This window comes from Sporosarcina quadrami, from assembly GCF_014836615.1.
In the GTDB taxonomy this organism is placed as follows: domain Bacteria; phylum Bacillota; class Bacilli; order Bacillales_A; family Planococcaceae; genus Sporosarcina; species Sporosarcina quadrami.
Map to the genome: position 1 here is coordinate 13,705 of NZ_JACSQN010000028.1, position 14,786 is coordinate 28,490.

Genomic DNA, 14,786 nt, shown 5'->3' on the forward strand with positions numbered 1-14,786 from the left:
ATTTTACACGACGACATTGATGAAATGTCCTTCATACTTAAAAGAGTTCCATAGATGACTGACGTTATTTAGGGTGAATTGACAACTGTGTTTAGCAGAGAACAGGATCAATCAACTTTGACATGTAATATTCATCAACAAACTCTTCGCCGATGAATAAAGAGTGTTTTTTTGTTCCTTCAATTTCGAAACCCATTTTTTTATACAAAGACAGACCAGCTTCGTTCCGACTAACAACCGTTAACTCTAAGCGATGTAAATTATGATGAATAGCCCATCGTTCCAACTCTTTAAATACTTTGGACCCTACACCTTTGCCCCTATAATCCTCAGAAATACCAACGACAATGTAAGCTGAGTGCTTGTTTCTTTTCGCATCGCCACCAATAGCAAATAAGTACCCTACTAACTCATTACTTTCATTTTCAGCTACAAGTATCGTGGAATTATTACTTTCTTTCATACGCTTTATCATGTTATTTTGCCGTACATTTTCAAATTCTCTTTCCCCGGCCTCCCAAAGCATATATTCAGAACTTGCCTCTACTTGCTGAATTAAACAAGAGAGTTTTTCTGCATCTGAAATTTCTATCTCTCTTACTTTCAAATGATATCTCTCCTTTTATCTATAAGATTTTTGCCATTTGAGCGCCATTCTCTAATTTTAATTTGATTTCTGATTACCTTTTTAAAGCTTCATCATATCAAACTTTTCAATAAACTTCCTCTTCAATAGAAACCACTTTCTTATTATCCAATTAAAAAACGACGAAGGAATGTAGTATCCGCCGCCGTCAGTCATTACTATTATTTCAATCCCACTCAAAAGGTGTTTCCTGGTAGACGTAGTAGTTCAACCAGTTTGAAAACAGCAGATGCGTGTGGGAACGCCATGTGTTCGATGGCTTTTTTGAAGGGTCGTTATCCGGGAAGTAGTTTTCAGGAATGTCTATGTCGATTCCTTTTGCTACATCACGCGCATATTCTTCACCGAGCGTACAGGCGTCGTATTCCAGATGACCGGTCACCATAATATGCTTGCTATCGTTGGAAACAATGATGAATGCTCCTGCATCTTCAGAAACCGCAAGTAATTGCAGTCGTGGATCCTGTTCAATCTGTTCTGCAGAAACAGACGTATAGCGTGAATGCGGTGCCTCGAAAAGATCATTGAAACCGCGAGCCAGTTCTACTGTCGGGTCAGTCAATGTATGGCTGAATACACCTGATAGTTTTTTAGGTAACTCGAATTTATCGATGCCGTAGTGATGATAGAGCGCAGCCTGGGCTCCCCAGCATATATGTAAAACGGAAGTGACGTTCGTCTTGGACCAGTCCATGATTTGTTTCAATTCGTCCCAATACGTAACGTCTTCGAATTTCAAATGCTCGATTGGAGCACCCGTTATGATTAAACCATCATAGCGACGGTTCTTCACATGGTCAAACGTCGTGTAAAATGAATTCAAATGATTTTTACTGACGTTGCGTGATTCATAGGTTGCTGTGTTCAGAAATGACACATTCACTTGCAAAGGGGTATTTCCTAGAAGTCTCAGCAATTGCAGTTCTGTTTTCTCTTTTTCCGGCATGAGATTCAGGATGAGTATATTCAGCGGTCGAATGTCTTGCGCTGTCGCTCTCATTTGATCCATGACAAAGATCTTTTCTTCTTTCAGCATTTCGCGTGCAGGTAATTGTTCAGGTATATTAATTGGCATTGTCAATTCCTCCTCAAAATAAAAATCCCCGCTCCCTTTGGACAGGAACGAGGATAAATTGTACTTCTCCGTTCTTATCTCTCAAGACTTTCATCTTGTTGGAGGTAGCACCTTCCTGCAAATGCAGAGGTTGCTGAAGCGTCAACGGGCCAAATCCCTCTGCTTCTCTTGATAAGAAATATTCGATTGTGACCTATTATATCATTTATAACAGAATTGTATACCTATTTATTCAGCTCATGTACTTTTGCTTTTGAAAAACCTGATCCTAATATTTCAGAAGCATTAAGGAAGATGACAAAAGAAGTTGGTTCAGCCGTCTGCAATAGTTTTTTCAAATAAACCGCCTCAGATTGTTCCACAACACAGAAAATCATCGTCTTTTCATTATTCGAAAAACCACCTGTCGACTTTACTTTCGTCAAGCCACGGTCAATCTCGTTCTGGATGATCGTCTGAATCTTTTCAGGATATTCTGTGATAATAAGCACTAATTTTGTAGGTGAAGTCTGAAGTTGAACGAAGTCAATCACTTTACTCGTCACATAAATTGACATGAGTGCATATAACGCCAATTCAAAGTTGAAGACAAATGCCGAAGTGACGACAACAACGCCGTCGACAATCAATTGGGAAAATCCGCTCGAAATGCCTGTGTATTTCTTCAACAATTGGGCAATCAATGCGGTCCCGCCTGTCGAGCCGTTTCCTCTATAAACTATCCCAAGACCGATACCTAACATGATTCCTCCATAAATGGAGCTAAGTAATGGATTCTCGATGTGTACATCAATTCCTGCTGTTATGAATATGACGAATGGAACAAAAAACGTCCCGACAATTGTTTTTGCACTAAATTCCTTACCCGCAAGCACCAACCCTAGTATGATTAACGGAATGTTAATAAGCCATTGTACATATGCGGGATTATACTCGAAAAGCTCATACAATATCGTACTGATTCCCGATACTCCACCTGCTGCAATTCGCGAAGGTAGCAAGAATATATTAAACGCAAGGCCGACGAATGTTGCACCGACAATGATCTGGATGTAATCGAAAAGAATCGACTTTTTATTAATAATTGACATACTGTAACCCCTCTTTTAAAGATGTTTGTTCAAACCTTACCTATTTTAGCAGAAATCTTTGTTCACAATAGTTTTAAAGCTTACAAAAGAGGAATAGAGGGTATAGGTAAAGATAAGATAGTATATTCATATTTTTGTATTTCTTCTAATTTACGGCTATACTTTGCTATAATCGTACAATTAAATTTACAATGTCAGGGAGGATATTATGCGCAGTTTAGGTATTGTCAGGAAAGTCGATCATCTTGGGCGAATTGTAATACCAAAGGAACTTCGAAGTACATTGCAGCTCGAAAAGGGTGCACCTATGGAAATATTTGTAGACGAAGACATGATTATCTTACGAAAATATGTCGTAGATGAAGCATGTATCGTAACCGGTGATATTACACCAGAAAATAAAAGACTGTCAAACGGGATGTTCATTAGTCCAAGAGGCGCGGAAATTTTAAAGAAAGAAATTGAAGACAACAAAAAATGGAATCAATGATCTGAGTTAGGCTATAATTAAAGGGCTACGGGCTTTCCGTTAGCCCTTTCTTTCGTGTACAAGATTATCTTTTAAATAGGAGGACATATTCAATGAAAATTTTCGCACACCGCGGAGCGTCTGGTGCTTTTCCTGAAAATACGATTGCTGCGTTCAAAGAAGCATCCTACTTACCGGTTTATGGAGTCGAATTCGACGTTCATATGACAGCTGATGATGAGTTGGTCGTAATTCACGATGAGAAGATTAACCGTACATCTACCGGTAAAGGCTATGTGAAGGATAAGACATTGACAGAATTGAAAAGTTACGACTTTGGAAGTTGGTTTTCTCCAGATTTCACAGGAGAAACAATTCCGACACTACAAGAAGTACTAGAAGTTTTCTGCGGAACTGATCACATTTTAAATATTGAACTAAAATCTGACATCTTCCCATATGAAGGAATGGTGGAAAAAGTCATTACTAATGTTACAGATATGCAGATGGAATCACGTGTCGTTCTTTCTTCATTTGATCACGGTGCAATACAACTCGCAAAGAAACTTGCACCTTCCATCGAAACTGGTGCTCTCTTCATGGAAGTGCTTGTTAATCCTGTGGATTACATCCGCAACATCCCCGCTGATGCACTGCACGTGCTTTTCCCAGCAGCAATACGGCCATCAATGCGCGAACTGTTCGAGAGTGGAATTCCGGTCAGGACTTTTACCGTCAATGATGAAAACTACGCGCGGATGTTGCAACAAGCCGGCGTAGAAGCCATCTTCACCGATTATCCTGAGAAAATGCATGCATTGCTGAAAGATCATCATTAAAAAATGGGAGAAGCAATGTTTTACTCAGCTTCTCCCATTTTTTATTTCACACATTCAATCCATTAATAAATGCTTCTATTTCTTCACGTGTTTTGCTGTCTTTACTCACAAAACGACCAACTTCTTCTCCACTGTGAAATGCTATGAAACTAGGTATTCCAAAAATATCCTGTTGCTGGCAAATATCCATAAATTCATCGCGATCGACATAAATAAATTCATACTCCGGATAATCCGCCATTAACCCCGGCAAAATTGGATCAATTACGCGGCAATCTGGACACCAATCCGCTGAAAACATAAAGATTGTCCGTTCCCCATTCTTCAAGTTCTCAAATTGCTCCACCGACTTTAGTTTTTCCATCATAACAACCTCCTAATTATCACAAGCTCCAGTTGAGTATATCATTCAAAAGACGTTCCATCATATTACATTGACTAAATACTCATGAATGAAGCGAATCAGGGAAATATAAGCTTGAAAGAAGGAGGAATCCCCTTGCGTACTTACATGCTCACGTTACTAACAACTGTATTTTTTTTCAGTCAACTCCCTACAGTTACCGCTTCGACTCCATCTGAAGCAGAACTGGTCGACGAAAGAATGCGCCATTACCTCAAGTCTTCAAGTGAACTTGTACCTTGGTATCATCTAGCTGCAATCGATCAATATGAACGCAATATCCAACAAGTACGACCTGACATCGAAAAATCGACTGGTCCTATTTCCCTTCAATTACCGGTAGAATACTGGGCTGGCGTGTTTAATCCTGATTTACAAGACACTAATCCACTGTCAATTTCGTTTTTTGGCGGTAATGGAGCAGATGGGAATGATGACGGCTTTGCTAATAGGGATGAACCTGCCGATATCCTTCATACAATAGCGAATCACCTTGCGTTATATGGCCCAAAAGACGAGGATTACAAAGCTGCTTTGTGGCATTACTACAAACGCGAAGCGACTGTAAATCAAATCATGACGATTGCCAAGCTATATAAGCACTTTGAAACAGTAGAACTTGACGCGCACACATTTCCCATTCCAAAGAGATATCATTACAGCTATCGTGGCACTTTCGGGTCAAGTCGTGGTTGGGGTGGGCGCAGAATTCACGAAGGTACCGACCTATTCGCTGGATACGGAGTTCCAGTCGTCGCCACTTCCTACGGTGTCATCGAAGTAATGGGTTGGAATAATTATGGTGGATGGCGCATCGGTATTCGTGACAACCATAACACATATCATTACTATGCCCATTTAGCTTATTTTGATAAAGGCATTCAAACCGGTGATATTGTGAAGCCTGGAACATTACTTGGCTATGTCGGCAGTACGGGTTACGGAAAAGAAGGCACGTCAGGTAAATTCCCTCCCCACCTTCATTATGGTGTATATAAATACAACGGTCGGACAGAATGGTCGTTCGATCCCTACCCAGCTCTCCGGAATTGGGAAAGACAGAAGTGAAGAAAAGGCTGTTTCATCAGAATTTGATGAAACAGCCTCTTACTTATATATTCAACGTTTTAAACAAGAAGGAGTAAACATCTGTTTGCTCTTCAATTATTTTAACAGTCGGTTTCCCCATTCCGTGGCCTGCGTTCTTCTCTACACGCAATAGAATCGGATTTTCACCTTGTTGCGCTGCTTGCAATGTCGCAGCGAATTTCTTTGCATGTAATGGAACGACGCGATCGTCCGTATCCGCAGTAGTAATAATTGTAGGCGGATAAGTAGTGCCCTCATGCACATTGTGCAAAGGTGAATAGTTCATCATGAAGTCAAAGTCTTCGGCATTCGCTTCCGCATTTCCGTAATCAGTGACCCAATAGCGGCCGACTGTGAATTTGTGATACCGAAGCATATCAATTACAGGCACTTGACAGACAGCTGCCCCATATAGGTCCGGTCTTTGCGTAATGCACGCCCCGACAAGTAAACCTCCATTACTACCTCCCATGATGGCCAGTTTTGCAGTTTGTGTATACTTTTTCTCAATGAGCCATTCTGCCGCTGCGATGAAATCGTCAAACACATTTTGTTTATTTGCAAGAGTTCCCGCGTTATACCATTCTTCCCCAAACTCTCCACCACCTCTGAGATTCGCGACAGCATAGACACCGCCCTCTTCCATCCAAAGCCTGAGTGCAGGTGAAAATGAAGGCGTCAAACTAACGTTGAATCCACCGTATCCATAAAGAAGCACCGGATTTTCACCATTCAATTCCAATCCTTTTTTATGCGTGAGGAACATGGGAATTTGCGTTCCATCTTTTGATGGATAAAAAACTTGTGTCGTCTCAAAATCAGCCGTGTCGAATTTGGCGTCACGTTTGAAGATATACGTCATTTCATCTGTCTCAAAGTCATAGCTCGCTGTTGTTCCCGGCGACAGATAAGATGTATAGCCGATGAACATCGATTTATCATCTTTCTTTCCACTCATACCCGACAGTGAAACAAAGGATGGTAACGGGACATCTTTCACGAACGCCCCGTCAAGCGCATGGATCTTCATCTCATAATAAGCATTATGCAAATAGCCAACTACAAACTGACGATTGATGATTTGGCCGAATGACAAAACATCGTCCTGCTCAGCAACGATATCTGTCCAGTTATCGTGTGATGGATTATTCAAATCGATTGCAATAATTTTTTCTTTTGGTGCTTGGAAGTTCGTTATAAAGAAGAATGTTGTCCCTTCATTCCCAATGAAAGTGTACTGAGCATCATCATTCGCAAGTAGTTTGACGAATTCTCCATCCTCTTGAAGATCTTTGTAATAAATTCTGCTTTTATTTTCAGTTCCTTTCCACACATTGAGAAGTAGGTATCGGAAATCATCGGATAAAATCGGATTGAAAGAGTGTTCCTTATTATCCAAGTCCTCAAAAATAAGCTTATCCTCTTCCTGTGAAGTTCCGATTTCATGCCAATAGACTTTATTGTAGTAGCTTTCTTCACCTGCAGCAACAGTTGAAGGATCAGCGAAACGATTATAGTAAAAACCTGTTCCTTCTTCATTCCAAGCGATACTACAAAATTTACACCAGTTCAAAACTTCTTTTTCATCCTGCCCTGTTGCAAGATTACGAATTTTAATATCTTGCCAGTCACTTCCGTTCAACGAAATACCGTAGGCCAGCCGATTGCCATCTTTTGAGAAAGAGAGACTTGTAATCGCTGCAGTTCCTTCTTCACTGATTGTATTCGGGTCAAGTATCACTTCAAAATCTTCACTAGTTAAGTCCGTCGTCCGGTAAAAGACAGCTTGGTTTTGAAGTCCATCGTTCATAGAGAAATAATAATACTCCCCTTCTTTTCGAGGAACGGAATACTTCGGGTAGTTCCATACATCCGTCAGTTTGTCTTTAAGCTTTTGACGATCGGAATAATCGGATACATACGCTCGAGTTTGTTCATTTTGTGCATCGACCCATGCTTGCACTTCAGTATCTTTCGGATCTTCTAGCCATCTGTACGGATCTTGTACTATTGTGCCGTGATAATTTTCTTCTATATTCACTTTTTTTGTATGTACTGTCATCTAAATGCCCCCTGTATTTGTCTTCTGTTTCATTTTACCATACTGTTCTGAAAAGAGAGGGAAATTGAATTTCTGAAATAAAAAATAAAGCAACCGATATATTCCAATCGGTTGCTTCCTAATTTGTCAGCGTGGATTATGGAGCGGAGGAGGAATGATCCATCCTTTTTCTTTATTCATTTTCAGCAATTTCATACCGAACATTAATTTTTCCGCATGGAATTTAGCAAAGTCCATCGCGATGTCTTCTCGCAAACATTGACCAATTACTTGGCTTATCGAGACAAGCGCCTGACCGACGTTAATGGAAATGGCACCTGCAATTTCTGGATCTGTGTAACGGACCCCTACTGGAATATCTTCTGGATTTGCTTCAGGACGATCAGGTAATGACGGAGGGGGTATAACTCCATTCGCTTTCAATATCGTTTCAAGCTGTTCATTTTCTTTCTTCATCATTGCAATGGCATCATGCAACAGCTTTTTGAGGCCTTCATCTCCTGCTTGATTTAAAAATCCCTGGTAGCCACTGATTAACCCGTTATTGGCGCCTACATATGCCCAACATCCTAATACCTCACCATAATGCATTGGTTCGTCTTTTGAATTTCCACTTAAAATACCCATCTGATTTTCCCTCTTTTCTTGAACTTTTCCACCTAAGTGATGGATTTGTTCTTATGATGTGAGGAACAGGCTTTTTTATACATACATATTTTCTGAACAAATCCATAAAATATATTGACAATACTTTTTAATTTGCTATGATAAGTCTTAATTAAATTTTCTAAACTATTAAGACGGAGACAAATGATGTGCACGGCAACCTGCAGAGAGCTGATGAATGGTGTGAATCAGTGGTTGCGGCATGTAGTAGCACTCCCGAATAGGTCCGCTGAATACGAGTAGGTGGATCCGCTTTGTGCTCGTTACGCATGAAATGAAGGCTGTCTTTTTGGCAGCGATAAAGGGTGGCACCGCGTAGCTTGAAAGCTTTTCGCCCCTTGCACTTGTTGCAAGGGACGGAAGGCTTTTTTATTTATATATAGGAGGAGATCGACATGTTAAAAGAGCAGACATTTTTACGTATTCCAGGACCTACACCCATTCCACCTAGCGTACAACAGGCGATGAATCGGCCAATGATGGGGCACAGGAGCAGTGAAGCTTCCGATTTAATTTCATCGATAAAGCCTCGATTACGAAAAGTGTTCGGTTCAACACAAGATGTAATTATTTTGACCGGAAGTGGAACATCCGCATTGGAAGCCGCTGTTGTCAATACTGTAATGCCTGGTGATGAAGTGCTTGTCATTGTGACTGGATCTTTTGGAGACAGGTTCGCAAAAATTTGCGAAGCGCATAACGTTACTGCTCACAGGCTCGATGTAGAGTGGGGAAAATCTTTTCAGACTGAAGAAGTCAGATCACTTCTTCAAAAGAATCCTGCTATCCAAGCGGTATTTGCAACCTATTGTGAGACATCGACTGGCGTTATGAATCCAATTGACTCTTTATCAGAAGCTGTCAATGGAGTCAGTGAGGCTCTCATTATAGTGGATGGCGTCTCCTGCGTTGGAGCTGTGGAAACAAAAATGGATGACTGGAAAATTGACATTATGGTCACTGGATCGCAAAAAGCACTTATGCTACCTCCTGGTCTAGCTTTCATTGCAGCAAGTGAACGTGCATGGAGGCGTATTGAAGATAATCCTAGCCGTGGGTTCTATTTGGACCTGTTAAAATACAGAAAAGATTTGCAGCAAAGTAGCACTCCTTTCACGCCAGCCATTTCCCTTCTATTAGGTTTGGATGAAGCATTGAAGCTATTGGAAACGGAAGGCTATCCCGAAGTGTTCGATCGCCACACACTAATGAAGGAGATGACGCGTGCTGCTTTTCGCGCACTAGAAATCCCATTGCTGACAAGTGATGCAGACGCGGCAGAAACAGTTACTTCCGTTCAACCCGATGATTTTGATGCAGACGCATTCAGAAAATTAGTAAAGAGCGAATTTGGTCTTAGTATGGCAGGTGGTCAAGGACACTTATCTGGGCAAATTTTCAGGATTGGACATATGGGGTATTGCTCTCCTGCAGATATGCTGCAGACAATCGCTATGATCGAAATCGGTTTATTGAAAATCGGAAAGAATATCGAATTAGGAAAAGGTGTTTCCGCCGCACAGAACGTTTACATGAGTAAGGAGGGTGCACAATGACGTTCAAAATTCTTATAAGCGATCCACTCAGTGAAGAAGGGATTCAACCATTACGGCAAGCTACCAATCTGGAGATCATAGTAGCTACTGGTTTATCGAAGGAAGCTTTACTTGAAGTAATTGCCGATGTTGACGCTTTGCTCGTCCGTAGCCAGACACAAGTGACACGAGAGGTTATCGAAGCAGCAAAAAAATTAAAGATGATTGGCCGTGCGGGTGTAGGTGTTGATAATATCGACTTGGATGCCGCTACTGAATACGGCATAATCGTCGTCAATGCACCTGATGGCAATACGAATTCCGCCGCGGAACATACGATAGCTATGATGACCGCTCTGGCAAGAAAAATTCCACAAGCATACAATTCGTTGAAAAGTGGCAATTGGGATCGCAAATCATTTATTGGTGTCGAGTTGAAGAATAAGACGCTCGGCGTTATCGGGCTAGGTCGTATCGGGGCAGAAGTGACTGCTCGCGCAAAAGGCCAGCGGATGAATGTCATTGCCTATGATCCGTTTTTAACGGAAGAGAAAGCTAAAAAGATGGGCATCGGCTTTGGCACAATTGATGACGTGCTACAAGCGGCGGATTTTATAACCGTCCATACACCATTACTGAAGGAGACCCGTCATTTATTGAATGAAGAAGCATTCAAAAAAATGAAAGATGGCGTGCAGATCATCAACTGTGCTAGAGGAGGCATTATAGACGAGGATGCCCTGTACAATGCGGTTGTATCCGGCAAAGTTGCAGGTGCTGCGCTCGATGTTTTTGAAACGGAGCCGTTCGTCGGCCACCCGCTGCTCGACTTGCCTGAAGTGATTGCGACGCCGCATTTAGGCGCAAGTACGATAGAGGCTCAAGAAAGCGTCGCAGTGGACGTCAGTATCGATGTCGTCAATTTCTTCAACGGAGAAGCCGTGCGAAATCCCGTCAATCTCCCTTCGGTGTCGAAGGAAGTACTCGCAAAGATTGCGCCGTTCTTCAATTTGGCCGAAAAGCTTGGTACATTTCTCTCCCGTCTAACCGACGAAACGATAATCGGCGTCACCATCCATTATGCCGGTGAACTTGCCGATTATGACGTACGTGCATTGACACGAAATACTGTGAAAGGGATTCTGAAAAGGAATCTCGGTAATCATGTCAATGACGTCAATGCCAAGTTTCTCGCTGAACGTTTCGACATTAAAGTGGATGAACATAAAACGACAGCGAATAAAGGATTCCTCAATCTCATGTCCGTCGAAGTGCGTACTGCACTTTCTGTTCATCGCGTCTCAGGTACATTACTCAATGGACTTGGCCCGCGTATCGTCAAAGTGGATGACTACGCTGTCGATGTCGTGCCTGAAGGACATTTGCTGTTCATCAAACATAAAGACCAGCCCGGCGCAATTGGACGTGTCGGTACATTGCTCGCCGCTAAAAACATCAATATCGCAACGATGCAAGTCGGGCGATCAGAAGTCGGCGGAAATGCGATTATGATGTTGACGATTGATAATCATGTCGACCAGCCAGAGATGGACGATCTGACTGGGCTTGCGGATATTTACGAGGTGCGCGTTATTGACCTTTGAATGTTAGTATACGATAAACTTTTATAAGTATATTGTTTAGTACGGCGATACGGGTACGTTTCGTTACGGCGCGTCTACGTTTCGTTGCGACGCAGCTACGTTTCGATACGACGCCGGTACTTTTCGTTGCGGCGCAGTTACGTTTCGATACGCCGTCTACGTTTCGATACGACACGTCTACTTTTCGTTACGGAGCGTCTACTTTTCGTTGCGACCTAAGCTATCCAATATCGGGAATAATCCATCCAAGTGACTGATCTCATAAGTCGCTTGGATTTCGTCATGCTTCGGTTTATTTTCACGATTAATCCACACGGAACGCATTCCAACTTGTGAAGAGCCCAAAATGTCGGTCATCAAGTTATCACCGATCATTAGTGACTGCTCTGCAGTTGTTTCCACTTTCTCCAACACATATTTAAAAATGGACGGATCAGGCTTCCCTTTTCCAAATGCTCCGGAAATAACAATCTCATCAAAAAACGGTGCGATTTCCGGTGTCATTTCCAATTTAACCCCTTGAAGCGATGGCGAACCATTGGTCAGTAAAACAAGGGTGTAATTCCCTTTCAATCGGTCCAGTACCGAAAATGTCTCTTCATAGACAAAAGGAGACTTCTTTCTCTCCTCAATGAATTTTGCCGCCAATGTTTCACCAAATTCTGCAGACTGTACACCTACTTTTTGTAGACCGTTTGTCCAAGTTTCCTTCTGGTATTGCGGAATAATTCCTTTCATTCGCTGGAATGATTCACCTGGATCGTCGAATGTCCCCCACAATCCTTCAAATGGGTTAATGCCGATTTGCTTTGTAAATTCATATGTATCATATGATGCATACAGTTTTCTAGCCTCTTCACGTACAGCTTCTTCTAAATTCGATGCGTCTACACCATGTTCCTCAGCAGCGTACTGGCACGTTCGGTCAAACGCTGTCGCAATGCTCTTCTTATCCCATAATAGTGTATCGTCCAAGTCGAAAATAAGTGTGCGAATCACTTCTTACCACTCCCCTTTGCTCGATTATACACAAAAACCGCTCCAAAAACGCCTGGAGCGGAATTGTTCACGTCACATATACATCGCGATCCCAAAATCGCTGTTGTGCAATCGCCTTAACAAAGTCCTCCGAAAAATTCGGATTCGTTCCAAATAAAATTCCTGCTCCTGGTTTCGCATCCGATCTGCTAAAGATATCCATCCCGGTGGAAGCTACACCGATTGGTTTATACTGTTGGTATGCTGTATTGATGAATTCAATCATATTACTGTCAAACTGTTTCTGATTCCCTGCTTTTCCGCCAACGATATAGAGCGAATCGAATAATGCGGCATTTGTTGTAACAAGTGTCTGATTGACTACAACTTTCACCCCGTCGGAGTCTTTTAGACTTCCGAGATGCTGACCGACAATGTCTACTGACACGCCCTCTTTCAACAAAGATTTTACTACATCTTTCACTTCTTTGCCGCTGAATCCTTCTCCTATTAACACACCGACTTTCAACGTGTACGGATATTTCGGCGTGTTTTCAAGACTTAACGCCGGGGATGATGCAGATACATCTACTTGTTCTCCAGTAGGTTGTTTAACACCAACCGCGTAAGCAAGCTCTTTTGCGAGTGCTTTATCGACATTAACGAACATATCAACCACTTGCTGTCTGACACTTTCAGATTTCACTTTCCCGACTTCAAATTTGAATGCGTTCCTAATATGCCGCTTTTCTACAGGTGACATGCTGTTCCAGAACAGACGGGCTTGCGAAAAATGATCTTTAAATGATTCGCTTCTAGCCTGGATGACACGCCCCTCAACTTTTTCAGCATAGTGGACATACCCGCCTTCTTTCCATGTAGAAGTAGAAGGTGTATTGTTTGCGAGACTATTTTTATGATAGCTGACTTGCCCTTTGTTGATGCGTTGTCTGCTAAAGCCATCTCGCTGATTATTATGAAATGGGCATACTGGACGGTTGATCGGTATTTCTGTAAAGTTTGGACCCCCAAGCCGCAACAGTTGTGTATCCAAGTACGAAAACAGCCTACCTTGCAGCAGTGGATCATTTGTAAAATCGATACCCGGTACTACATTACCAGGGTGAAAAGCGACTTGCTCCGTTTCTGCAAATACGTTATCCACATTACGATTCAATGTAATTTTACCGAAGAAACGGATTGGGACTTGTTCTTCTGGCCATAATTTTGTGGCATCCAATATATCAAAATCAAACATGAACTCGTCTTTTTCATCAATCATTTGAACACCAAGGTCATATTCCACAATATTTCCATGTTCTATGTTTTCCCATAAATCCCGCCTGTGGAAGTCAGGATCATGGCCAGCGATCATTTGTGCTTCATCCCAAATGAGTGAATGGGCACCTAATCGAGGTTTGTAATGGAATTTAATGAACTTCGCTATTCCTTCTTCATTCACAAATCGGAAAGTATGCACACCAAATCCGTCCATCATCCGGAAGCTTCGAGGAATCGCCCGATCGGACATGAGCCACATTATCATATGCGCCGTTTCCTGATTATTGGCGACAAAATCCCATAATGTATCATGCGCAGATGAAGCTTGAGGCATTTCATTATGCGGTTCAGGTTTGACGGCATGCACAAAATCAGGAAACTTGATGGCATCTTGAATAAAGAAGACAGGAATATTATTCCCTACCAAATCAAAATTTCCTTCTTGCGTATAGAACTTTATCGCAAATCCACGGACATCTCGAACTGTTTCAGCAGACCCTTTGCTCCCTGCCACTGTAGAGAAACGTATGAATATTGGGGTTTTTGTTCCTGGTTCCTGCAAAAATCCTGCCTTCGTAAATTCTTTCATGGAATGATATAATTCAAATTCTCCATGAGCCGCATACCCTCTCGCATGAACGACGCGCTCTGGAATACGTTCATGGTCAAAATGAGTGATTTTTTCTCGCAAGTGGAAATCCTCTAGTAATGTCGGCCCGCGGACACCTGCTTTAAGAGAGTTTTCATCATCCGCTATTTTCAGACCTTGATTGGTTGTTAATTTAGTGCCTGTATCATCTACAATATATGGTTGCAACTGCTCAATTTTCTCATTTTCCGAACCGTTCATTCAATCCCCTTCCGTATGTTCATTAAGTCATCCTCCATACTATATGCGCACGGTGGGCAATGGGTACATGGCTCAAGTTGCTCGATTTAAACCTTTAGTTATAATTAAATAAAATCCCTACATAAGGAGCATTCCTGTTAGAAGCTTTTTCGGGGACTTGAACAGAAAAAGCCCTCTTGGTATGATGCGGGGTGTCAA

Annotated in this window: 13 protein-coding genes and 1 riboswitch; of the genes, 5 read left to right on the plus strand and 8 right to left on the minus strand. The window is 42.0% G+C overall.

Annotated elements, in window-relative coordinates; all coding sequences use genetic code 11:
• Positions 1-91: 91 nt before the first annotated feature.
• The 3 genes from H9649_RS17230 to H9649_RS17240 form a co-directional block, all read right to left on the minus strand.
• Complete coding sequence (locus tag H9649_RS17230) at positions 92-607, minus strand: GNAT family N-acetyltransferase (RefSeq protein WP_191696141.1); 516 nt, start codon at positions 605-607, stop codon at positions 92-94.
• A 205-nt stretch (positions 608-812) separates the two neighbouring features.
• The gene (gene metA / locus H9649_RS17235; RefSeq protein ID WP_191696142.1) at positions 813-1,721 is read right to left on the minus strand and encodes a homoserine O-acetyltransferase MetA; all 909 of its coding nucleotides are present in this window, start codon (positions 1,719-1,721) and stop codon (positions 813-815) included.
• 71 nt (positions 1,722-1,792) lie between these two features.
• Positions 1,793-1,899, minus strand: a riboswitch (SAM riboswitch).
• 46 nt (positions 1,900-1,945) lie between these two features.
• Positions 1,946-2,812, minus strand: coding sequence for a YitT family protein (locus H9649_RS17240; RefSeq protein ID WP_191696143.1), 867 nt, complete (start codon positions 2,810-2,812; stop codon positions 1,946-1,948).
• Between the two features lie 208 nt (positions 2,813-3,020).
• On the opposite strand from H9649_RS17240, the gene H9649_RS17245 reads away from it, so the two are divergent.
• The gene (locus H9649_RS17245) at positions 3,021-3,302 is read left to right on the plus strand and encodes an AbrB/MazE/SpoVT family DNA-binding domain-containing protein (RefSeq protein WP_191696144.1); all 282 of its coding nucleotides are present in this window, start codon (positions 3,021-3,023) and stop codon (positions 3,300-3,302) included.
• 92 nt (positions 3,303-3,394) lie between these two features.
• Positions 3,395-4,120, plus strand: coding sequence for a glycerophosphodiester phosphodiesterase (locus H9649_RS17250; protein ID WP_191696145.1), 726 nt, complete (start codon positions 3,395-3,397; stop codon positions 4,118-4,120).
• Positions 4,121-4,166: 46 nt separating this feature from the next.
• Here the strand turns inward: H9649_RS17250 and H9649_RS17255 are convergent, their stop codons facing one another.
• Complete coding sequence (locus H9649_RS17255; protein WP_191696146.1) at positions 4,167-4,484, minus strand: thioredoxin family protein; 318 nt, start codon at positions 4,482-4,484, stop codon at positions 4,167-4,169.
• Between the two features lie 135 nt (positions 4,485-4,619).
• Between H9649_RS17255 and H9649_RS17260 the strand changes: the two genes are divergently transcribed.
• Positions 4,620-5,591, plus strand: coding sequence for a M23 family metallopeptidase (locus tag H9649_RS17260; RefSeq protein ID WP_225229975.1), 972 nt, complete (start codon positions 4,620-4,622; stop codon positions 5,589-5,591).
• A gap of 43 nt (positions 5,592-5,634) precedes the next feature.
• On the opposite strand, the gene H9649_RS17265 is transcribed toward H9649_RS17260, so the two are convergent.
• Both H9649_RS17265 and H9649_RS17270 read right to left on the minus strand, forming a co-directional pair.
• Complete coding sequence (locus tag H9649_RS17265) at positions 5,635-7,674, minus strand: prolyl oligopeptidase family serine peptidase (protein ID WP_191696147.1); 2,040 nt, start codon at positions 7,672-7,674, stop codon at positions 5,635-5,637.
• Positions 7,675-7,800: 126 nt separating this feature from the next.
• Positions 7,801-8,301 (minus strand): DUF3231 family protein, encoded by a 501-nt coding sequence (locus H9649_RS17270; RefSeq protein WP_191696148.1) that lies wholly within the window; start codon positions 8,299-8,301, stop codon positions 7,801-7,803.
• A 434-nt stretch (positions 8,302-8,735) separates the two neighbouring features.
• Here H9649_RS17270 and H9649_RS17275 point away from each other — a divergent pair, with 434 nt between their 5' ends.
• Both H9649_RS17275 and serA read left to right on the plus strand, forming a co-directional pair.
• The gene (locus H9649_RS17275) at positions 8,736-9,896 is read left to right on the plus strand and encodes a pyridoxal-phosphate-dependent aminotransferase family protein (RefSeq protein ID WP_191696149.1); all 1,161 of its coding nucleotides are present in this window, start codon (positions 8,736-8,738) and stop codon (positions 9,894-9,896) included.
• Positions 9,893-11,479 (plus strand): phosphoglycerate dehydrogenase, encoded by a 1,587-nt coding sequence (gene serA / locus H9649_RS17280; RefSeq protein ID WP_191696150.1) that lies wholly within the window; start codon positions 9,893-9,895, stop codon positions 11,477-11,479. Before H9649_RS17275 ends, serA begins: the two co-directional genes overlap by 4 nt.
• A 198-nt stretch (positions 11,480-11,677) precedes the next feature.
• Here the strand turns inward: serA and H9649_RS17285 are convergent, their stop codons facing one another.
• Positions 11,678-12,478 carry an HAD family hydrolase gene (locus tag H9649_RS17285; RefSeq protein ID WP_191696151.1) on the minus strand — a complete coding sequence of 267 codons (801 nt, stop codon included), beginning with the start codon at positions 12,476-12,478 and terminating at the stop codon, positions 11,678-11,680.
• Between the two features lie 67 nt (positions 12,479-12,545).
• Positions 12,546-14,588, minus strand: a complete 2,043-nt coding sequence (locus H9649_RS17290) for a catalase (RefSeq protein ID WP_191696152.1) — start codon at positions 14,586-14,588, stop codon at positions 12,546-12,548.
• Positions 14,589-14,786 lie beyond the last annotated feature (198 nt).

Bases quoted from the DNA above. Each gene is read 5' to 3' on its own strand.
- metA (WP_191696142.1), bottom strand. From the start codon at position 1,721: ATGCCAATTAATATACCTGAACAATTACCTGCACGCGAAATGCTGAAA.
- H9649_RS17240 (WP_191696143.1), bottom strand. From the start codon at position 2,812: ATGTCAATTATTAATAAAAAGTCGATTCTTTTCGATTACATCCAGATC.
- H9649_RS17245 (WP_191696144.1), top strand. From the start codon at position 3,021: ATGCGCAGTTTAGGTATTGTCAGGAAAGTCGATCATCTTGGGCGAATT.
- H9649_RS17250 (WP_191696145.1), top strand. From the start codon at position 3,395: ATGAAAATTTTCGCACACCGCGGAGCGTCTGGTGCTTTTCCTGAAAAT.
- H9649_RS17255 (WP_191696146.1), bottom strand. From the start codon at position 4,484: ATGGAAAAACTAAAGTCGGTGGAGCAATTTGAGAACTTGAAGAATGGG.
- H9649_RS17265 (WP_191696147.1), bottom strand. From the start codon at position 7,674: ATGACAGTACATACAAAAAAAGTGAATATAGAAGAAAATTATCACGGC.
- H9649_RS17270 (WP_191696148.1), bottom strand. From the start codon at position 8,301: ATGGGTATTTTAAGTGGAAATTCAAAAGACGAACCAATGCATTATGGT.
- H9649_RS17275 (WP_191696149.1), top strand. From the start codon at position 8,736: ATGTTAAAAGAGCAGACATTTTTACGTATTCCAGGACCTACACCCATT.
- serA (WP_191696150.1), top strand. From the start codon at position 9,893: ATGACGTTCAAAATTCTTATAAGCGATCCACTCAGTGAAGAAGGGATT.
- H9649_RS17290 (WP_191696152.1), bottom strand. From the start codon at position 14,588: ATGAACGGTTCGGAAAATGAGAAAATTGAGCAGTTGCAACCATATATT.